This is a genomic window from Allotamlana fucoidanivorans, from assembly GCF_045788535.1.
GTDB classification, from domain to species: Bacteria; Bacteroidota; Bacteroidia; order Flavobacteriales; family Flavobacteriaceae; genus Allotamlana; species Allotamlana fucoidanivorans.
Genome location: NZ_CP074074.1, coordinates 2,903,148 through 2,924,219 on the forward strand (window position 1 = coordinate 2,903,148; position 21,072 = coordinate 2,924,219).

Genomic DNA, 21,072 nt, shown 5'->3' on the forward strand with positions numbered 1-21,072 from the left:
TTATATTTCATTTTCTAAATGCTGATCAAGAGCGATTAAATCGGGGATTAGTACTTGTCTGGCTTTACTGCCTTCAAATGGACCTACTATACCTGCAGCTTCTAGCTGATCTATCAATCTGCCCGCTCTGTTATAGCCTAATTTTAATTTTCGTTGTAATAAAGAAGCTGAGCCTTGTTGTGCTGTTACAATAACTATGGCAGCATCTTTGAATAGCTTATCTCTATCTGAGATATCAATATCAAGACTTGTGCCACTTTCTTCACCTACATATTCAGGAAGCATATAAGCATCAGGGTACGCTTTTTGCGAGCCAATATAATCTGTTATTTTTTCAACCTCTGGGGTATCAACAAATGCGCATTGAATTCGAATAAGATCATTGCCCTGTGTGTAGAGCATATCACCACGACCAATAAGCTGATCGGCACCAGCCCCGTCAAGAATAGTTCTAGAATCAATTTTAGAGGTTACTCTAAAAGCTATTCTAGCAGGGAAATTTGCTTTTATTATACCTGTAATTACATTAACCGAAGGCCGTTGGGTGGCAATAATTAAGTGAATACCAATGGCTCTGGCAAGTTGTGCTAAACGGGCTATTGGTGTTTCTACTTCTTTGCCTGCGGTCATGATTAAATCAGCAAACTCATCAACAACCAAAACAATATAAGGTAAAAATTGATGGCCTTCATTAGGGTTCAATTTTCTGGCCTTAAATTTAGCGTTGTACTCTGCAATGTTTCTACACATGGCATTTTTTAGTAACTCGTAGCGGTTATCCATTTCAATACATAAAGAGTTCAATGTATTGATAACTTTGGTATTATCAGTTATAATGGCGTCTTCGCTATCAGGTAACTTGGCCAAATAATGGCGTTCAATTTTATTGAAGAGTGTTAGCTCTACCTTTTTAGGATCAACTAAAACAAACTTAACTTCTGCTGGGTGTTTTTTATAGAGTAGTGAGGTTAAAACAGCATTTAAACCAACCGATTTACCTTGACCTGTTGCTCCCGCCATAAGTAAGTGTGGCATTTTTGCCAAGTCTACCACAAATGTTTCATTGCTAATGGTTTTTCCCAAGGCAATAGGAAGTTGCATTTCCGAGCTCTGAAATTTCTTTGATGCAATCACAGACCTCATAGATACAATGGTAGCATTTTTATTAGGCACTTCAATACCAATAGTCCCTTTACCAGGAATAGGGGCAATAATACGGATGCCTAACGCAGAAAGTGATAAAGCTATATCGTCTTCTAGGTTTTTAATTTTTGAAATTCTAATACCAGCATCAGGTACAATTTCATATAAGGTTACTGTAGGTCCTATTGTAGCTTTTATACTGGCAATACCAATTTTATAGTTACTAAGAGTTTCAACAATTTTGTTTTTGTTTTCTTCAAGTTCGTCCTGATTTATTTTAATACCTTCGGCATCATATTTTTTTAATAAATCGAGAGTGGGGAATTGGTATTTGGCAAGCTCTAAAGTAGGATCAAATTGCCCGAAGTCTTCAACTAATTTATTGGCGAGATTATCGGTTTCTGAAACTTCTTCTTTTACTTGCTCAACTTTTATTTCTATTTCAGATTCTTCTTCAGCTTCTGGTTTAGTAATATTGACCTCAAGTGGTTGATTAGGTTTACTTTTTGGCTCTTCTTTTAACGGTTCTGACGAGTCATCTTCCAAAGATATGTCAAAAGCAGATTTAATGGCTTCCGCTTCATCAGATAAATTATTGTCCAACGGCACAAAAACATCTTCAGAGGTGTCAGATAATTCACTTTTAATGTTACGCTTAGCTTTTTTGAAAATATTAATAAAGGTTTCAAATGTAATTTTAAAACGTAAAGCTAAGTAGGTTATTAATCCGAAGAGGAGCAGAAGTGATGTTCCTGTTTTTCCAATATAATCTTGTAGAAATGTGTTTATTTCAAATCCTATAACACCTCCTAAAATATCATTCTGTTCATTAAAAAAACCAAGTAGAATAGATAACCAAATAACGATTAGAATGCCCCAAAACCAATGTTTTCTTAGTTTTGATGCCTTTAAGTCCATAAGAACATAAACGCCAGATAAAAAAACTAACCCCGAGAAAATAAAAGCGGCAATACCAAAACCTTGTTGAATAAAAAAATGACTAATCCAAGCACCAGATTTACTTAGCCAGTTTTTTGTTTTTATCTCACGCGAAGCAAATTCTGAAAGTGCACTTTGATCGGCATCACCTGTAAATAAAAAAGAAAAAAATGCAATAAAAAGAAGTAAGCCACTAATGACTAAAAAACTACCAAATACCAATTTTTGTTGGCTAGATAATTTTAGGCTAGGCATTTTTAATCTTTTAGTAGGTGCCTTTCTAGTTTTAGGTTTTCGTTTAGCCATTAAGGGTTTGTTGATTCTATGTGTCTTACAATTATAAGGTTAAAAATAATGGTTTTCACAGTGCGACAAAAATACAAATTACTAACGTTTATCCTAAAAAGAATAGTATTTAAAAAATCTTTGGAATGTAAATAATTAAACCAGCAATGCATGCAAAAACAGAGGCAATAAATACGGCGCCGGCCGCAATATCTTTTATTAAACCAATTTTTTTGTGATGTTCTGGGTGAATGAAATTTGCCATTTCTTCAATGGCTGTATTTATGCCTTCCATGCTTATGACTAACCCAATGGCAAGACATTGTATTAACCACTCAAAAGCGGAGATTTTAAAATAAAACCCTGCAACGGTAACACAGAATCCAATGACAAATTGAACTTGAATACTAGCCTCCGTTTTAAGTAGTAATAAAGCCCCTCTAAAAGCGTAGCCAACACTTTTTAATCGGTTAATGAAAAAAGATTCCTGTTTGATCATTACAGCGCATTCAATGCGGCCTCATAATTTGGTTCCTGACCAATTTCGGGAACTTGTTCTGTGTAAATGACCTTGTTATTTTCGTTGGTTATAATAATGCATCTTGACAGCAACGCATCAAAAATACCATTTTGCATAATCAGGCCATAATCTTTTCCAAATTGCCCAGTTTTATAATCAGAAAGCATAACCACATTTTCTAATCCCTCAGCAGCACAAAATTGTTCTTGAGAAAAAGGTAGGTCTCTTGAAATGCATAACACTTTAGTATTTTCTAATTCTGAGGCTGCTTTATTAAACGCTCTTACAGACGCCGAACAAACACCAGTGTTTACACTAGGAAAGATGTTTAAAATCAATTTATAGTTTTTAAAATCACTTAATGTTTTACTTGATAAATCTGTTGCAACTAGTTCAAAGTCTTTTATTTGTGAACCAATACTTGGTAAATCACCTGAAGTTGTTACCGGGTTTCCGCCCAAAGTAATATGTGCCATAGTGTTTTTGTTTTGGATTTTAAAAGTAGTAATATTAAATAACATTTGATAATGAAAATGGATAACATCTCTTAAAATCTACAACTATTTTTATTTTCTATGAATAATGTGTTTTAAAATAAATTTTATCAATGAATAGATAATATATAAAAATGTAGTTTATCCGAAATCGATAAATAATTGATTAAATTTAGGGGAAATTAATTTATAATTTAATCACATATATAATGGACAATATTAACAATGGGGATATTAGTAAATGTCCTTTTTTTGGGGGAACCCAAAAAGAAACCGCTGGTAGCGGAACCAAAAATAGAGATTGGTGGCCAAATGAACTCAAGCTAAACATATTGAGACAACATGATGGTAGATCGAATCCGTTAGGAGAAGATTTTGATTATGCTAAAGCTTTTGAAAGTATTGATTTTGTAAAACTAAAGCAGGAAGTGATTGATTTAATGACAGATTCTCAAGAATGGTGGCCTGCAGATTATGGGCATTATGGACCTTTAATGATTAGAATGGCCTGGCATAGTGCTGGAACGTATCGTGTTGGAGATGGCAGAGGAGGTGCTAATACAGGAAATCAGCGATTTGCACCACTAAATAGTTGGCCAGATAATGGTAATTTAGATAAAGCACGATTACTCTTGTGGCCAATTAAGAAAAAATACGGTAAAGCATTATCATGGGCAGATTTAATGATATTGGCAGGAAACTGTGCTTTAGAGTCTATGGGGTTTAAAACATTTGGTTTTGCAGGTGGGAGAGTTGATGTTTGGGAACCAGAACAAGATGTATACTGGGGGTCTGAAACCGAGTGGTTAGGAAATGCAGAACGTTTTGAAAATAATGAGCTAGAAGGGCATTTAGGAGCTGCGCACATGGGATTAATTTATGTTAACCCTGAGGGACCCAATGGAAAATCAGATCCTTTGGGTTCGGCAAAATTAATGCGTGAAACTTTTGGTAGAATGGCAATGAATGATGAAGAGACTGTAGCGTTAACAGCAGGAGGGCACACTTTTGGAAAAGCCCATGGTGCGGCTAATCCAGATCAATATGTAGGTGCTGAACCTGCAGGAGCTCCTATAGAGCAAATGAGTATGGGGTGGAAAAATACATTCAAATCGGGAGTGCTTGACGATGCTATAACCAGTGGGTTAGAAGGCGCTTGGACACCGAATCCTATACAATGGGATCATGATTATTTTGATGTGTTACTTAATTATGATTGGGAGTTAACTACTAGTCCTGCTGGTGCTAGTCAATGGACGCCAACAAAGGAATCGCAGGCCAGAATGGCACCAACAGCGGGCGATTCATCAAAAAAACAAGCGTTGATGATGACGGATGCTGATATGGCTTTAAAATTAGATCCTGGGTTTTTAGAAATTTCAAAGCGGTTTCATGAAAACCCACAAGAACTTGAAGATGCCTTTGCTAGAGCATGGTTTAAATTAACACATCGAGATATGGGGCCCGTTTCTAGGTATTTAGGGCCTGAAGTTCCTCATGAAGAATTATTATGGCAAGATCCTGTTCCTAAAGTAGATTATGAGTTAAGTAAGGCCGATGTTTCTGCCTTAAAAAACCAGATTGTAGCTTCGGGGCTAACGGTTTCTGAACTTGTAAAAACAGCATGGGCTTCAGCTTCAACATATAGAGGATCTGACATGCGCGGAGGCGCAAACGGAGGACGAATAAGATTGGGCCCTCAAAAGGATTGGGAAGTGAACAACCCGAACGAGTTAGCAAAGGTTCTTAGTGTTTATGAAGGTATTCAAAAGGGATTCAATGGAGCCATTTCAATAGCAGATTTAATAGTTTTAGGAGGTTCTGTAGGTGTTGAGCTGGGAGCAAAACGGGCAGGCTATACGGTTGAAGTGCCGTTTACAGGAGGTAGAGGTGATGCGTCTCAAGAGCAGACAGATATCGAATCTTTTTCTTATTTGGAACCGCTAGGTGATGGCTTTAGAAATTATTTAAGTACAAAAGTAAACGTGGTAGCAGAAGATTTACTGGTTGATAGAGCAAATTTATTAACACTTAGTGTACCAGAAATGACTGTTTTGGTGGGTGGTTTACGTGTTTTAGGAGCTAATTATGATGGTTCTAACCTTGGTGTTTTTACAGAAAATGTAGAGTATTTAACTAATGATTTCTTTAAGAATATTCTTGACTTTACCTATACTTGGAAGGCTGTAAATGATGATGATACTATTTTTGAAGGAACCGATAGGAAAACAGGTGTTGTAACGTTTAAAGGTACACGGGCAGATTTAATTTTTGCTTCCAATACTGAGTTGCGTGCTGTAGCTGAGGTATATGGCGCAGATGATGGTGAGCCAAAGTTTGTAAATGATTTTGTTGCTGCTTGGGTTAAGGTTATGAATCTTGATAGATTTGATTTAAGATAAAGATATTTATAATCTGAAAAAAAGTAGGGAATCAATAATTAAAATGATTCCCTTTTTTAATGATTAATTTTTGTAAAACGATACACTGCCGTAATCTGATGTGATGTTAATATGATTTGAGGTAGATTGGTTTCCAAAGTACCCCATATAATGCTTATCTGAACCATCTACATCCTTTTTTGTAAAATGTAAATCTAAATCGCTTTGTAAAGCCCCGTAGTCTAATTTTAAATCAAAATTAAAATGATAGGTGGGTGCCATGCCAATTTTTATACCAACATAATCAGATTTAATAGTAATATTTTGTGCGTTTTCATTCATTCTTTTAATCTTAATGGAGCCATAGTCTGCTTTTAAAGATATGTTTTTATAAACTTCGCCTATCACCAAGGTTAAATAATCACCATTGCCATTTACATTATTTGCTTTGTCTATTTTTATGTTGCCATAGTCGCAATTGTAATTTATATTTTCTGCAATTTCAATTTTAGAATTCGTATAGTCAGCATTTATGCTTATTTCGTTAGTTTTGGCTATGGTAAAATCGCTGTAATCTGCACTTATTTTTCCTCCTTTAATATACTCAAAGTAGCATCCCTTTGAGTAATCAAAACTCAAACTATTATTGCTAGCCATTAATTCTTCTGTTACTATTTTACCATAATCACAACTTAATTGTGCTGTTCCCTCTAGTTTACCCAAGTTAATATTCCCGTAATCATTATTTAGATTAACAGAATTAGTAGTTGGAACTTTAATAAGGTAGTGAATCTCCATTTTTACTTTGCTGTTATTACTCCAGTTCCACCAGGAGCTTGATTTTTTTTTGCCAAAAAATGTTTCTGCAGAAACTAGCTCATCTGTAGCTGAGAATTCTACGTGAATATCATTTAATTTTTCAACTGTTTGTTCTTCATTGTTCCCAGAAGTTTTAATGGTTATAACAAACTCTATACGATTTTGATTCCACGTAATCACATCCAGATTTCCGTAACTATTATTTACTTTTAGCAAAGCATTTTTACTGACCGAAAACTCTCTTTTTATGGTTTTTGTCTTGGTGTGTTTAAAGTTGGTATTGACTGATGCAGAAGTTGTCTGCGGATGCATGATGAGTGCTACCAATATACTAAATAGTGCTGCTCGTTTCATTTGATGATTGTTTTAATTGTTTAACTAAATTAATTTGCTCTAGAGTGTGTTGTAAAATGTCAATTCTATTTTGAAAGTTTGAAATCATGGCGTAAATAACACGATGATCTTCACCACTTTCTTTTAAATCTGCTTTGAGATTTTCATAATCATGTTCTAAGTGTTTAATTTTGGTAAGTGCATCTTTTATTAATAACTGTGCTTCTGGGGCTGATTCTTCTTGAAGTCTTTTTAACTCAATATTTATGGTGGCTGTAAAAAAATCTTGTGTTTGTGCCATTTTTGGAGATACACTAGCCAGATCAATAGATGTTTTTTCGGGAGCCAAGGTGATGAAGACCGAAATTAATAATATAATGGATGCCGCAACAGCTACCAAAGGTTTCCAAAAATTAACTTTTGGCTTCGCAACCATTAATTTTTGATTGTTTTGTTTTGCGAGTTTATTTAGAAAACGATTTTCATGATCAGAATGAGGTGTTTCTATATCAAAATAACCTTCTAAATCTTTAAATAAGTTTTCAAATTTATTATCCATAGTAAGCTGTTTAATAGGTTATTACTTTTTCTAATTTCATTCTTAGGCTTTCTTTGGCTCTGGAAATCATTGTTCTGCTATTGGCATATGAAATGTTCATGATTTCACTAATCTCTTCATAGTCATACCCTTCAATGAGATTAAGAGTAAGACTGATTCTATAATTATCTTTTAGTGTTTTTATTAAATTCAAAATTTGATTCACTTTATTGTTGTTAGAAGATGGCTCATCAACGTTAAAACTATCGGATTGGTCTTCAATTTTATAAAGCATATCATGTATTGAAATATCTCCGTTTTTTACTTTTTTGTTATAATATTCAATACTTTTATTAACCACAATCCTTTTAAGCCAAGAGCCAAAAATAGAGGCGTCATTCAAACTGTCTAATTTTGTAAAAGCAATTAAGAAAGCCTCCTGCATGATGTCTTCTGCTTCAAAATGGTCTTTAACAATTCTTAGCGTTGTGTTATACATGGCTTTGTAATACCGATTGTAAACTTCCATTTGTGCCGTTTGGTTGTTTGTTTTACAAAGCGTTATGAGTTGTTCAATATTTAGGTTGGTTAGCGTCAAAAAAAACTCAGTTTGTTATAATATAGATGGGTTGGCTTTTTGATTGTTACAGTTTGTTTCAAAAAAAAAAATCCTACGTTCGTTTTGAATGTAGGATTTTTTAGTTAAAATAATTTTGAATTAAACTTATGATTCTGTAGGTTTTTCAGCTTTATCAATTGAAATTTTTAATTCATTTGAACTTTTATCAAGATCTATTTTTATGTTATCACCTTCTTCAAGGTGAGCAGATACAATTTCTTCTGCAAGGGCATCTTCAATATACTTTTGAATAGCACGCTTAAGCGGTCTGGCTCCATATTGTTTATCAAAACCTTTTTCTGCAATATAATCTTTGGCTTCTTTGGTTAAGGTTAAATTGTATCCTAAGTTCTTAATACGTGCAAGGAGTTTAACTAATTCAATATCAATAATTTTATTGATGTCTTCTTTTTCAAGCGGATTAAATACAACAACGTCATCTATTCTATTTAAAAATTCTGGTGCGAAAGATTTCTTAAGTGCATTTTCAATCACACTTCTGGCATTGGCATCCTCTTGGGCTTTTTGTGATGCTGTTCCAAAGCCAATTCCTGTGCCAAAATCTTTTAATTTTCTGGCTCCAATATTGGATGTCATAATAATGATTGAATTTCTAAAATCAATTTTTCTTCCCAGGCTATCTGTAAGGTAGCCGTCATCAAGAACTTGAAGTAGCATGTTAAACACGTCGGGGTGTGCTTTTTCAATTTCATCAAGTAAAATTACAGCGTATGGTTTACGTCTCACTTTTTCAGTAAGTTGTCCGCCTTCTTCATAGCCAACATATCCTGGAGGTGCTCCTACCAATCTAGAAATGGCAAATTTCTCCATGTATTCACTCATGTCAATTCTAATTAGAGAATCTTCACTATCAAATAGTTCTCTTGAAAGTACTTTGGCAAGTTGCGTTTTACCAACGCCTGTTTGGCCTAGGAAAATAAATGAACCAATAGGCTTATTAGGATCTTTTAGACCTGCTCGGTTACGTTGAATGGCTTTTACAACTTTAGAAACCGCTTCATCTTGCCCAATCACTTTGCCTTTTATTAATTCAGGCAACTGCGCTAGTTTATTAATTTCTGTTTGTGCAATTCTATTAACAGGTACACCTGTCATCATTGAAATAACATCGGCTACATTATCTTCCGTTACAATTTCACGATGCTGCTTAGTATCTTCTTCCCATTTTTCTTGGGCGATAGCTAGTTCTTTTTCTAAACGTTTTTCATCATCTCTTAACTTGGCAGCTTCTTCATATTTTTGCTTTCTAACCACGGCATTTTTAGTCTCTTTTATGGCTTCAAGCTGCTTTTCAAGTTCAATAATTTGCTTAGGAACATCAATATTTGTTATATGAACGCGTGAACCAGCTTCATCCAAAGCATCAATAGCTTTGTCCGGCAGGAAACGCTCTGTCATATATCTGTTGGTTAATTTAACACAAGCTTCAATAGCTTCAGGGGTATAATCAACATTATGATGTTCTTCGTATTTTCCTTTTATGTTATTCAAGATTTCAATAGTTTCTTCAACCGAAGTAGGCTCTACAATAACCTTTTGGAAACGGCGTTCAAGAGCACCATCTTTTTCAATGTACTGTCTGTATTCATCAAGGGTTGTAGCGCCAATACATTGAATTTCACCTCTTGCCAAGGCAGGTTTAAACATATTTGAAGCATCTAAACTTCCGGTGGCACCTCCTGCACCCACAATGGTATGGATTTCGTCAATAAAAAGAATAACATCGTCGTTCTTTTCAAGCTCATTCATAACGGCTTTCATGCGTTCTTCAAATTGGCCTCTATATTTAGTTCCAGCAACAAGGCTTGCTAAATCAAGAGTAACCACGCGTTTATTGAAAAGAATTCTAGATACTTTGCGTTTTACAATTCTAAGTGCTAACCCTTCAGCTATTGCCGATTTTCCAACACCTGGTTCTCCAATTAAAAGTGGATTGTTTTTTTTCCTTCGGCTAAGTACTTGAGAAACGCGTTCTATTTCCTTTTCTCTGCCCACAACAGGGTCTAACTTACCTTCTTCGGCTAAAGCGGTTAAATCACGTCCAAAATTATCGAGAACAGGTGTTTTCGATTTTTTATTTGATTTACCAGAAGGTGAGTTGAAAATATTTTCTTTTGAGCTGTCCTCTTGTGCTGAGGTATCATCATCCTGAAACTCAGCTTTAGGCTCTATATATTCATTGTCATTAGTTATCATAAGTTTGAATTGTTCTTTAACATTATCGTAATCAACTTTAAGCTTATTTAACAGCTTGGTAGTGGGGTCATTTTCATTCCGTAGAATACACAATAACAAGTGCGCGGTATTAATAGATGTACTTTGAAACAGCTTAGCTTCAAGAAATGTTGTTTTTAAAGCGCGTTCTGCTTGTCTGGTCAAATGTAAGTTCTTCTTCTGATTAGAAGCAATTTGTATATTTGGGTTGGCCGGACTTAGTATTTCAACTTTACGTCTTAAATGATTTAAGTCGATATCTAAAGCATTTAGTATGTTTATAGCCTTCCCGTTTCCATCGCGCAACAAGCCAAGCATTAAGTGTTCAGTGCCAATAAAATCATGACCCAAACGCAATGCCTCTTCCTTGCTATAGGCAATTACATCTTTTACTCTTGGGGAAAAATTATCATCCATTTTTATATCCTTTCTGCATTAAAAATAATAAAACATTTAACTATGGGCAAAAACTGTACCTTTAATTTATATGTAAAATGCTAATTGACAAAAAAAACTTCACAAATTCAAAATTTTACAGTGTTTACTTATCAACCAAAACAGTCGTAAAAATTGTTAATAAATAACATGAAATTTTAGTGCAGTTTTCCTAGCTAGGACTAATGAAATACCTATATTAGCATGTTTTGAAAAATGCATAAAATTAAAGAAGAATATTTATGGCAGAAGGAGAAAAATTGATCCCTATTAATATTGAAGATGAGATGAAATCGGCTTACATTGATTATTCAATGTCGGTCATTGTGTCACGTGCTTTACCTGATGTAAGAGATGGTTTGAAACCAGTGCATAGACGTGTACTTTATGGTATGCATGAGTTAGGTGTTAGAGCAAATTCGGCATATAAAAAATCCGCAAGAATAGTTGGAGAAGTTTTAGGTAAGTATCACCCACATGGAGATACCTCGGTTTATGATGCAATGGTACGCATGGCTCAAGATTGGAGTTTGCGTTACATGTTGGTTGATGGCCAAGGGAACTTTGGATCTATTGATGGTGATAGTCCCGCAGCAATGCGTTATACAGAGGCCAGAATGCGAAAGATTTCGGAAGACATGTTGGCCGATATTGAAAAAGAAACGGTAGATCACAAACTTAATTTTGATGATACCCTGCAAGAACCTACTGTATTGCCAACTAGAATTCCGGGTTTGTTGGTGAATGGAGCATCGGGTATTGCTGTAGGTATGGCCACAAATATGCCACCTCATAATTTAGCGGAGGTGGTTGATGGTACCATTGCGTATATTGAGAATAATGATATTGAAGTTGACGAGCTGATTAAATATGTAAAGGCTCCTGATTTTCCTACAGGAGGAACTATTTATGGATATGATGGCGTAAAAGAAGCTTTTCAAACGGGTAGAGGGAAAGTGGTTATGCGAGGGAAGGCCAATATTGAAGAAGTTAATGGCAGAGAATGTATCATCGTAACGGAGATTCCATATTTAGTAAATAAGGCAGATATGATTAAGAAAACTGCCGATTTGGTAAATGATAAAAAGCTAGAAGGTATTTCTACTATTCGGGATGAGTCTGATAGAAATGGTATGCGCATTGTTTATGTTTTAAAGCGCGATGCTATCCCTAATATTGTCTTGAATAAATTATTTAAGTACACTGCTCTACAGTCTTCATTTAGTGTAAATAACATTGCCTTGGTAAATGGACGCCCGCAGTTATTGAACTTAAAAGACTTAATTCATTATTTTGTTGAGCATAGACATGAAGTAGTTGTAAGACGTACCACATATGAGTTAAGAAAAGCCGAAGAACGTGCTCATATTTTAGAAGGCTTAATTATAGCCTCTGATAATATTGACGAAGTTATCGCTTTAATTAGAGCTTCAGCAAATGCTGATGAGGCTAGAGCTAAGTTAATAGAGCGTTTCAAGCTTACTGAAATACAAGCTAAGGCTATTGTTGAAATGCGTCTGCGTCAACTTACGGGTCTTGAGCAAGATAAATTACGTGCTGAGTATGACGAGTTGATGATAACTATTGAAGATCTTAAAGATATCCTAGACAAAAAGGAAAGAAGAATGGATATCATCAAAGAAGAGCTTAGTGTTGTTAAAGAAAAATATGGAGATGAACGTCGTTCTATTATTGAGTATGCGGGAGGAGATTTAAGTATTGAAGATATGATTCCTGATGAAAAAGTGGTGATTACCATTTCTCATGCAGGATACATTAAGCGTACATCACTTTCAGAATACAAAACTCAAAATAGAGGAGGAGTAGGTCAGAAAGCTTCAACTACTCGTAATGAAGATTTCCTTGAACATCTATTTGTTGGAACCAACCATCAATATATGTTATTCTTTACGCAAAAAGGAAAATGTTTCTGGATGCGCGTTTATGAAATCCCTGAAGGCTCGAAAACGTCAAAAGGAAGAGCTATACAAAATCTTATAAATATTGAACAAGATGATAAGGTGAGAGCTTTTATCTGTACGCAAGATTTAAAAGATGAAGCTTATATAAATAGCCATTATGTGATTATGGCTACTAAAAATGGTCAAGTAAAAAAGACTGCACTGGAACAGTATTCAAGACCTAGAACAAATGGTATTAATGCTATTACTATTAAAGATAATGATGAGCTATTAGAAGCTAGATTAACTACAGGTAATAGTCAAGTGATGCTAGCCTTAAAGTCTGGAAAAGCCATTCGTTTTGAAGAAGCTAAAACAAGACCAATGGGGCGTGGTGCTTCTGGAGTACGAGGCATTACATTGGCTAATAATACAGATGAGGTTATTGGTATGGTTACCATTGAAAACCCTCAGGAAGAGTCTGTTTTAGTGGTTTCTGAAAATGGTTATGGTAAACGTACTTATATTGATGACCCAGAAGATGGAGAACCGGTGTACAGAATAACCAATAGAGGAGGAAAAGGTGTTAAAACCATTTCTATTACTGAAAAAACAGGAAATTTGGTTGCCATAAAAAGTGTTACAGATAATGACGATTTGATGATTATTAATAAATCTGGTATTGCTATTAGAATGGTCATTGCAGACTTAAGAGTTATGGGAAGGGCTACTCAAGGTGTTAAGTTAATCAATTTAAAAGGTAAAGATTCTATTGCTGCTGTAGCTAAAGTTATGCATGATGAAGATAAAGTTGATGATGTTGAAAGTATTGAAAACACTGGAGATTTAGAGGATGGCACAACTCTTGATAATAATTTAGGCGAAAATATCACTGAAAATTAAATTAAATATTACTTAAAAATGAGAAAACAAGTTATTATAGCTTTAGCCTTAACGATAAGTACATTTTCTTTTGCACAGAAAAAAGAATTAAAGGTCGCAGAGAAAGCTATTAAAGCTAACAATTTTGCTGAAGCTAAAACAGCATTAAGTCAAGCGGAACCTTTGCTTGCACAAATGGATGATAAACTTAAATCTAAATTTTATTATCTTAATGCTCAGGCGTTTTATTCAAATGGTAAAGCGGGGCTTAATAATATTGATAAAGCTCTTGAGAGTTTGTCAAAAATAGAGAACGGCTATAATCAAGAGGTGTCTCAGTTAAAACAAGAGATCTCAAATGGTTTGATTAAATCTGGAAATGCTGCTTATGAAAAGAAAGATTATTCAAAATCCTCCAAGCATTTTGAAAAAGTGTATAGAGTATCTAAAAATGATACCGTATTTTTATACTATGCAGCCGCAACAGCGGTGAATGTGAAGGAGTACGATCGTGCTTTGAAACTTTATGAAGAGTTAAAAGACTTAGGGTATACTGGTATAGAAACACAGTACTTGGCGATTGATAAAAAAACCAATGAAGAGGAGGCTTTTCCAAACAAAGATATGAGAGATATCTCTGTTAAAACCAAAACTCATATCAAGCCTTTTGAAAAGAAAAGTGAATCTAAAAAACCTGAAATTGTAAAGAATATTGCTTTGATTTATGTAAGTCAAGGAAATGATGAAAAGGCTTTAGAGGCTATGAAAGATGCTAGAGCTGAAAGTCCTGATGATATTAATTTATTATTATCAGAAGCAAATGTGCACTATAAAATGGGTAATACTGAGGAGTTTAAAAACTTACTTAAAGAAGCCACTGAAATGGATCCAACAAATCCTGAGTTACAATATAATTTGGGGGTTATAGCTGCAGAATCTGATCACCCAGAAGAAGCTAAAAAGCACTATGAAAAAGTATTAGAGTTAGATCCTGAATATATCAATGCGTATATTAATTTATCAGCGTTAATTTTGTCGGCAGAACAGCCTCTAATTGAAGAAATGAATGGTTTAGGAACTTCAAAAGCGGATAACAAGCGTTATGATGAGCTTAGAGAAAAACGCCAAAATCTTTATAAAGAAGCTGTACCATATTTATCAAAAGCGTTAGAAATAGATGCTAATAATATAAATGCAGCTAAAACGTTAATGAATATTTATAGCATATTAGGAGAAACTGATAATTACAAGGCTATGAAAGAAAAAGTAGATGCCATAGAAGCAGCCCAATAAATTACTTTGATTGAAAAAATAAAAAAACCGCTTTAAGCGGTTTTTTTATTTTATATGATTTTTTTAATAACTCTCAACTTATGAGTATGAGTACGTGTATCAACGTTATAAATACCTGAATGATCCAAACGGTCAATGCGTACTTTACCGTGAGCATGAATGATATAATTATCTTGCATAATAATACCAACATGAACAATGACTCCTTCATTATTGTCAAAAAACGCTAAATCTCCAGGTTCACTCTCTTCAATAAAACTCAAGGCCTCTCCTTGTGTAGCTTGCTGAGAAGCGTCTCGTAATAATTTATAGCCATTAAGCTTATATACCATTTGTGTAAAGCCTGAACAATCAATACCAAAAGGCGTTTTTCCTCCCCATAAATAAGGCGCATTGAGATAAATGAATGCCCATTTTAAAATCTCTGATTTGTCATTTTTCTTCTCAATAAAATGCCCATCATACCTATGGTTCAAAATAGTGAGACCATTAAGAGAACAACCTATTGATACAGGAAATATTTGCTGATTTTTGTCCTCAATAAACTCAACCAAATCTGTTGCTAACTTGCAGGGTTCTTGGGTTAATTGGTTATACTGAGATTCTGTGATTTCAACATATTGTTTGTTGTCTACCCAACCTTCGTAGCCATCAAAAGCTAGTCTTATTCTACTCCAATTTTTTCGTTGTTCTAAAATCTTAAAAAGGTCACCATAAAGGACTTGAGAAACTAATTCACTAGAATCAGTAGGTTCATTTCTAAGTGGAACAATACTTAAATTACAAATACCGTATTGCATTTAGTTAACTTAGTTGCGTTCAATTATAATTGCAGATGCGCCTCCACCACCATTACAAATAGCTGCAGCACCAATTTTAGCATTATTTTGTTCTAAAACATTTAACAGTGTAATCACAATTCTTACACCAGAACAGCCTAATGGGTGTCCTAGAGAAACGGCGCCACCATTTACATTAACGTTTGAAGCATTTAATCCTAGTAATTTCATATTAGCTAAGCCCACAACAGAAAAAGCTTCATTAAACTCAAAATAATCAACATCTTTAATATTAATATTTGCTTTATCTAAAGCCTTTGGTAGGGCTTTTGCAGGAGCTGTAGTAAACCACTTAGGTTCTTGAGCGGCATCAGCGTAGCTCTTAATGGTTGCTAATGCTTTTAGACCCAGTTCATTCGCTTTTTCTCTACTCATTAAAACCATGGCACCAGCACCATCATTTATGGTTGAGGCATTGGCGGCCGTTACGGTTCCATCTTTTGTAAATGCAGGGCGTAAATGCGAAATTTTATCCATTTTAACATTGCTAAACTCTTCATCTTTATTTACAATAACAGGTTCACCTTTTCTTTGTGGCACTTCAACGGGTATAACTTCATTGTTAAATTTTCCTTTAGCCCAAGCATCAGCCGCTCTATTATATGATTGAATGGCAAATGCATCCTGTTCTTCCCTAGAAAAATTATACGTTGCAGCACATACATCAGCACAAACCCCCATAGCATTTTGATCATAGGCATCTACTAAACCATCTTTTTGCATACCATCAATAAGCATAGCTGAACCAAATTTTGTTCCAGTTCTTGCATATAGATAATGTGGGATAAGGCTCATATTTTCCATACCACCAGCAATAACAATATTGTGGTCTCCTAATGCAATAGATTGTGCAGCTTGCATAATAGCTTTCATGCCAGAGGCACACACCTTATTAACTGTAGTACAAGGTACTGTATCAGGAATTCCTGCATAAATTGCTGCTTGTCGTGCTGGAGCTTGTCCTGTGCCTGCCTGAACAACGTTACCCATTAAGACCTCTTCAACCAAATCTGGTTTTAAATTAATCTTTTCAAGTGCTCCTTTTATGGCTATAGCACCTAATTTTGGAGCAGGAATAGTTGATAAGGCGCCCAAAAAACTGCCTATGGGAGTTCTTGTAGCTGAAACAATTACAACATCTCTATTCATTAGTTAAACATTTTAGTTTAGTACTTGCGAAAATAATGATTTTTTAGGTAAAATTTGACCGATTCAGTTATTATAAAAAATGGCACAAGTCTATAATTTTATTACATTTGATTTCTAAATGAAAGACTTCGTTAATAAATTATATAGAAACCATTCTCTTATTTATAAAGGGTTATTATTTGTTTGTACTACTTTTTTTATTGTCTACTTGTTTCCTAAAAGCGGAAAATTTAAATACAACTTTGAACAAGGAAAGCCGTGGCAATCTGAAAATTTGTATGCGCCATTTGACTTTGCTGTAAAGAAAACTGATGAAGAAATTAAAAAAGAAAAGCAATTAATAATTGATAATGCTACACTTTATTTTGATGTAGATGAGTTGATTTTACCTAAAATTGTTTCAGATTTTGATGCGCATTTTGATGATTCATTTCCAGATTCAATTCCTAAGAAAATAAAAGTAAAACTTGAAGAAACAGGTAAAGCCTTGATAGAGGAATTATATCAATTTGGTGTTTTAGATGAAAAATATGATTATAAGGATGATAGAGTCGTTGAAATACTAAAAGGTAGAGAGAAAATTAGTGAAGGGTTTTATTCTGATTTAGTGTCACAAGAAGCTATTACCTTAAAAATAAATAGGGTTTTATTAGAACATGAACTATCTAAGTTTAAAACAAGTTTTGTTGCCTTGTTTTATGATCTACTTCATCCCAATCTTACGTTAAATAAAGCGTTTACAGACAAAGTTATACAGGAAGATTTAGGTAAAATTGCTTATACAAGAGGCAGTATAGCTAAAGGAACGCTTATTGTGTCAAAAGGAGAAGTGGTTGAGGGTGACAAATACCAGAGTTTAAAATCTTTACAATCAGAGTATGAATCACAAGTTTGGAACAAAACCAATTACAATTGGGTTATTTTAGCATACACGCTTCTTGTTTCCTTAGCGTTGTTAATGTTGCTCTTATTTTTAAGAAAATACAGGTTTGAAGTGTTTGAGGATAACACCAAAGTTACCTTTATTTTCTTTAATATTTCGCTAGTTGTTTTTATTACAACCTTGGTGGTCAATTACAACTCAAAATACATTTATATAGTTCCAATATGTATCTTGCCGCTTGTCTTTAAGGCGTTTTTTGATGCTAGACTTGGTTTGTTTTCGCATGTATTAACTGTATTACTAATTGGTTTTATAGTCCCTAATAGTTATGAATATATGTTTCTTCAAATTATAGCAGGTATTGTAACTATTTTGACGGTTTCTGAGCTTTATAAAAGAGCAAATTTATTTATATCTGTTGGTCAAATAACACTTATTTATATTATTGCTTATTTTGCTTTTTTTGTTATTCACGAAGGAAGTGTTGACACTTTAAAATGGGAAACATTTATTTGGTTTATTTTATGCGGTCTAGCCACTTTGTTTGTGCAGCCTCTTATTTATGTTTATGAAAAATTGTTCGGATTGGTTTCTGATGTATCACTTTTAGAGCTCTCTGATACTAATACAAAACTTTTAAAAGAATTAGCTAACAAAGCTCCAGGGACTTTTCATCATTCTTTAAATGTTGCTAATTTGGCTGAGGCATCAGCAAATGAAATAGGAGCTAACGCCATGCTGGTAAGGGTTGGTGCCTTATATCATGACATTGGAAAAATGAAGAACCCTACTTTTTTTACCGAAAATCAATCAACGGGCATAAATCCACATGACGAGTTGTCTTCTAAAGAGAGTGCAAAAATTATTATAGATCATGTGATCAACGGTATAGAAATGTCAAAAAAATATAATTTACCTGATCGGGTTATTGATTTTATTAGGACACACCATGGTACTAGTATGGTATATTATTTTTACATGAAGGAAAAAAAGAGTTTCCCAGATTTGGAAATAGATAAAGTAGATTTTTGTTACCCAGGACCAAAACCTTTTAGTAAAGAAACTGCCATTTTAATGATGTGTGATAGTATAGAAGCGGCGTCAAAAAGTTTAAAAGAACCCACGTCAACTAAAATAGAGGCATTTGTAGAAAATATAATAAATAAACAGATTGAAGAGGGACAATTTTTAAATGCAAATATCACGTTTAAAGAAATTCAATCTATAAAAAAAGTGCTAAAACACAAGCTTGCAAATATTTATCATTTACGAATAGAATATCCTGAATAAAATTTATAAAAAAGTAATTAAAATAGTTGCGTGCTTTCAGTGTTTAAGTTACATTTGCAACCGCAATTTTATTGCAATGTTCTTAATAAGAATTAGGAGAGGTGCCAGAGTGGTAATGGAGCAGATTGCTAATCTGTCAGCGCGTAAGTGCTGCCCGGGTTCGAGTCCCGGTCTCTCCGCAAATAGATAACCAAAATCGGGGTGTAGCGTAGCCCGGTTATCGCGCCGCGTTTGGGACGCGGAGGTCGCAGGTTCGAATCCTGCCACCCCGACGAACTTAGAAATAAGTTAAACTAAAACACTGTTAATCTTATGATTTTCAGTGTTTTTCATTTTTTATGCATTTGATTGATTTTATTTAAAACTAAATAATAGGTGTGCAATTCGGTGTGCAGTGGTTCGAACGAAATGTATTATCTTTAAGGAACTTTCGAGTATGATTTGACTTTTGATTTAACAGGTTATTGTTTAATTAAAGTCATTTTAAAATGAAATCAAAAAACACCTTTTTCGTTATTTTCTTTACGAGAAAATCAAGAAGCAACCCAGTAGAACTTTCTATTTATGTACGTATCACGGTTAATGGTAAGCGCTCAGAGATTAGTTTAAAGCGATCTGTTTTATTTAAAGACTGGGATTGTCATAAGAGTAGGGCTAAGGGGAGTTCTTCAAAAATAAAAACTTTGAACTTATATTTAGATGAAGTATTTGGCAAATTATTGAATTGTCATAAAGAATTACTCATTGAAGATGCTATTGTTTCTTCAGATTCGATTAAATCTCGGTATTTGGGAGAAGATAAAACCAGTAAGACTTTGAGAGATCTTATTAGTTATCATCATGATAAGATGGGAGCTGTACTTAAACCAGAACCATGAAGAATTATTACACCACAGAAAGATATTTGTATGAGTTCTTGCAAAATATACGCAGATCAAGTGACATCTATTTAAATCAACTAAATTATGAGTTTGTTACCGATTTTGAATATTTCTTACGTCATTATAAAAACTCTAAAAAGAAATTGATGTTATCGAACAATGGAGTGATGAAATATCTGGAGCGTTTCAAGAAAATGCTCAATTTAGGGGTTAAGCTTGAATGGATGCTAAAAAACCCGTTTAATCAGTTCAAGTTGAAATATAATAAGTATGACAGGCCCTGTTTAACAGATAGAGAACTTAAAATAATAGAGTGCACCGAATTTAAAAGTGAGCGTCTTGATCGGTTTAAGGATTGCTTTATTTTTCATGTTATACAGGACTATCTTATGTTGACGTCAAAGATTTGACCGAAAATAATATTGTAAGAGGTATTGATAATAATTTATGGATTAATACTAATAGAGAAAAGACAGATGAAAGTGTAAAGGTACCTGTACTTCCAAAAGCTTTGGATATTATTAAAAAGTACAGTCAAGACAAAATCCTAAGCAAAACAGGAAATTTATTACTAATGAGTTCTAATCAAAAAGTCAACAGTTATCTAAAAGAAATAGCCAAAGATTGCGGGATATATAAGAATCTTAAGTTTCATGTAGCCAGACATACCTTTGCCACAACTGTTATGCTTTCAAATGGTGTTCCTAATAGAAACAGTTTCAAAATTATTGGGACATACAAAATTAACAACTACCCAGATTTATGCACGGGTGGTGGAGAGTAAAATTAGTGAGGATATTAATAATTTGTTGGGACGCTTGGAGACTAAAGGAATTAAATCTTCTTGTCAGTAGTGATTATGTTAAAGTTGAAACAAGTTATGCTGGGTTGATCTAAAAAAAATATTTTATAGCGTAGAATTATTTATGTTAGCTTGCTGTTTAACAAAATTTATGTAGGCGTTATTTTTAAAAGCAAACCAGTTTTCTCTATGTTCAGAATGATCTATAAAATATTTGAAATTCTAGTAGGACTTATTCTTTGTTAAAATTCTCAATACTTGTGTTTTAGACTGGTCATCGGGGAGTGAATTGGCAAAATCTTGCATGACTTGATAGCTTTCAGAAGAGGTCATTTGTTCAAATCGGATATAATTGGTGGAGTCATTTTTAACGTTGTGAATGATATCTTGCAAAAGCTCTGAATTAAAGTA

Annotated in this window: 17 protein-coding genes and 2 tRNA genes; 9 read left to right on the top strand and 10 right to left on the bottom strand. The window is 34.0% G+C overall.

Features of this window, described 5'->3' with window-relative positions; translation table 11 throughout:
• The 3 genes from KFZ70_RS12415 to tpx form a co-directional block, all read right to left on the bottom strand.
• Positions 1-2,388 carry a DNA translocase FtsK gene (locus KFZ70_RS12415; RefSeq protein ID WP_139696208.1) on the bottom strand — a complete coding sequence of 796 codons (2,388 nt, stop codon included), beginning with the start codon at positions 2,386-2,388 and terminating at the stop codon, positions 1-3.
• Positions 2,389-2,497: 109 nt separating this feature from the next.
• The gene (locus tag KFZ70_RS12420; protein ID WP_139696206.1) at positions 2,498-2,866 is read right to left on the bottom strand and encodes a diacylglycerol kinase family protein; all 369 of its coding nucleotides are present in this window, start codon (positions 2,864-2,866) and stop codon (positions 2,498-2,500) included.
• Positions 2,866-3,363: a thiol peroxidase gene (gene tpx, locus KFZ70_RS12425; RefSeq protein WP_139696204.1), complete on the bottom strand. Its 498-nt coding sequence runs from the start codon at positions 3,361-3,363 to the stop codon at positions 2,866-2,868. Before tpx ends, KFZ70_RS12420 begins: the two co-directional genes overlap by 1 nt.
• A 227-nt stretch (positions 3,364-3,590) precedes the next feature.
• Between tpx and katG the strand changes: the two genes are divergently transcribed.
• Positions 3,591-5,783, top strand: coding sequence for a catalase/peroxidase HPI (gene katG / locus KFZ70_RS12430; RefSeq protein WP_139696202.1), 2,193 nt, complete (start codon positions 3,591-3,593; stop codon positions 5,781-5,783).
• 63 nt (positions 5,784-5,846) lie between these two features.
• Here the strand turns inward: katG and KFZ70_RS12435 are convergent, their stop codons facing one another.
• The 4 genes from KFZ70_RS12435 to KFZ70_RS12450 form a co-directional block, all read right to left on the bottom strand.
• On the bottom strand, positions 5,847-6,935 hold the full coding sequence (locus tag KFZ70_RS12435) for a hypothetical protein (protein WP_199240663.1): 1,089 nt from the start codon (positions 6,933-6,935) through the stop codon (positions 5,847-5,849).
• A complete protein-coding gene (locus KFZ70_RS12440; RefSeq protein ID WP_139696200.1) occupies positions 6,913-7,473 on the bottom strand; it encodes a hypothetical protein in 561 nt (186 codons plus the stop codon). The genes KFZ70_RS12435 and KFZ70_RS12440 overlap by 23 nt, the downstream gene beginning before the upstream one ends.
• Before the next feature lie 10 nt (positions 7,474-7,483).
• Complete coding sequence (locus KFZ70_RS12445; RefSeq protein WP_139696197.1) at positions 7,484-8,050, bottom strand: RNA polymerase sigma factor; 567 nt, start codon at positions 8,048-8,050, stop codon at positions 7,484-7,486.
• A gap of 126 nt (positions 8,051-8,176) precedes the next feature.
• Positions 8,177-10,723, bottom strand: a complete 2,547-nt coding sequence (locus tag KFZ70_RS12450; RefSeq protein ID WP_139696195.1) for an ATP-dependent Clp protease ATP-binding subunit — start codon at positions 10,721-10,723, stop codon at positions 8,177-8,179.
• 260 nt (positions 10,724-10,983) lie between these two features.
• On the opposite strand from KFZ70_RS12450, the gene gyrA reads away from it, so the two are divergent.
• Positions 10,984-13,545, top strand: coding sequence for a DNA gyrase subunit A (gyrA, locus tag KFZ70_RS12455; protein ID WP_139696193.1), 2,562 nt, complete (start codon positions 10,984-10,986; stop codon positions 13,543-13,545).
• A gap of 18 nt (positions 13,546-13,563) precedes the next feature.
• Entirely contained in the window at positions 13,564-14,817 is a 1,254-nt protein-coding gene (locus KFZ70_RS12460; RefSeq protein WP_139696191.1) for a tetratricopeptide repeat protein, read from the top strand.
• Between the two features lie 50 nt (positions 14,818-14,867).
• Here the strand turns inward: KFZ70_RS12460 and KFZ70_RS12465 are convergent, their stop codons facing one another.
• Together KFZ70_RS12465 and KFZ70_RS12470 are read right to left on the bottom strand one after the other, a co-directional pair.
• Positions 14,868-15,617: a C40 family peptidase gene (locus KFZ70_RS12465; protein WP_139696188.1), complete on the bottom strand. Its 750-nt coding sequence runs from the start codon at positions 15,615-15,617 to the stop codon at positions 14,868-14,870.
• A 9-nt stretch (positions 15,618-15,626) separates the two neighbouring features.
• Positions 15,627-16,805: an acetyl-CoA C-acyltransferase gene (locus tag KFZ70_RS12470; protein ID WP_139696185.1), complete on the bottom strand. Its 1,179-nt coding sequence runs from the start codon at positions 16,803-16,805 to the stop codon at positions 15,627-15,629.
• Between the two features lie 118 nt (positions 16,806-16,923).
• Here KFZ70_RS12470 and KFZ70_RS12475 point away from each other — a divergent pair, with 118 nt between their 5' ends.
• The 6 genes from KFZ70_RS12475 (at position 16,924) to KFZ70_RS12500 (ending at position 20,643) form a co-directional block, all read left to right on the top strand.
• Positions 16,924-18,978: an HD family phosphohydrolase gene (locus tag KFZ70_RS12475; RefSeq protein WP_139696183.1), complete on the top strand. Its 2,055-nt coding sequence runs from the start codon at positions 16,924-16,926 to the stop codon at positions 18,976-18,978.
• A gap of 95 nt (positions 18,979-19,073) precedes the next feature.
• A tRNA-Ser gene (locus KFZ70_RS12480) sits at positions 19,074-19,157 on the top strand.
• 18 nt (positions 19,158-19,175) lie between these two features.
• Positions 19,176-19,250: transfer RNA gene (locus tag KFZ70_RS12485), tRNA-Pro, on the top strand.
• 216 nt (positions 19,251-19,466) lie between these two features.
• Positions 19,467-19,856, top strand: a complete 390-nt coding sequence (locus KFZ70_RS12490; protein ID WP_317128521.1) for an Arm DNA-binding domain-containing protein — start codon at positions 19,467-19,469, stop codon at positions 19,854-19,856.
• On the top strand, positions 19,853-20,269 hold the full coding sequence (locus KFZ70_RS12495; protein ID WP_317128520.1) for a phage integrase SAM-like domain-containing protein: 417 nt from the start codon (positions 19,853-19,855) through the stop codon (positions 20,267-20,269). The genes KFZ70_RS12490 and KFZ70_RS12495 overlap by 4 nt, the downstream gene beginning before the upstream one ends.
• Positions 20,266-20,643, top strand: coding sequence for a tyrosine-type recombinase/integrase (locus KFZ70_RS12500; protein WP_317128519.1), 378 nt, complete (start codon positions 20,266-20,268; stop codon positions 20,641-20,643). The genes KFZ70_RS12495 and KFZ70_RS12500 overlap by 4 nt, the downstream gene beginning before the upstream one ends.
• 240 nt (positions 20,644-20,883) lie before the next feature.
• Here KFZ70_RS12500 and KFZ70_RS12505 read toward each other — a convergent pair whose 3' ends face one another.
• Positions 20,884-21,054, bottom strand: a complete 171-nt coding sequence (locus KFZ70_RS12505; RefSeq protein WP_158293194.1) for a hypothetical protein — start codon at positions 21,052-21,054, stop codon at positions 20,884-20,886.
• Between the last annotated feature and the right edge of the window lie 18 nt (positions 21,055-21,072).